Origin of the sequence: Leucobacter sp. M11 (genome assembly GCF_035726885.1) — a bacterium.
In the GTDB taxonomy this organism is placed as follows: Bacteria; Actinomycetota; Actinomycetes; order Actinomycetales; family Microbacteriaceae; genus JAPFRB01.
Map to the genome: position 1 here is coordinate 366027 of NZ_JAPFRB010000001.1, position 389 is coordinate 366415.

1 pseudogene is annotated in these 389 nt (G+C 74.0%); it reads right to left on the reverse strand.

The features are described 5' to 3' along the window. Nucleotides 1–389, reverse strand: a pseudogene (locus OOT08_RS01835) (hypothetical protein); the annotation flags it as partial.

Sequence of the window (389 nt, forward strand, 5' to 3'; positions counted from 1 at the left end):
CGCAGCAGCGCCGTCTGGCTGTCTCCGGCCGCGGCGTCCGCGATGGCACGGATCGGGGCGCCCAGCGGGGTCCACTCGAGCAGGTCGGCGACGTCCGCGGAGGTCTGCTCCGTGGGTTTGCCGCGGCCCGGCGAGAAGAGGAAGAAGGCGAGCGGCAGGGCGCTCAGCAGGAGCACCGAGCCGACGACGCTGCGCAGGCCGCGGGCCCGGGGCGTGGTGAAGATCAGCTCGGACAGGGTGGCCCCGATCCGGGTGAACAGGACCGCCAGCAGCAGGATGAGCGCGAGCGCGAGCACGGCGGCCCAGGGCGCGGCCCGCCAGTCCGCTCGGAACGCGAAGTGGGACAGCCCCCAGAGCAGCAGGGTCAGGGCGGGCCAGCTAATCAGGGT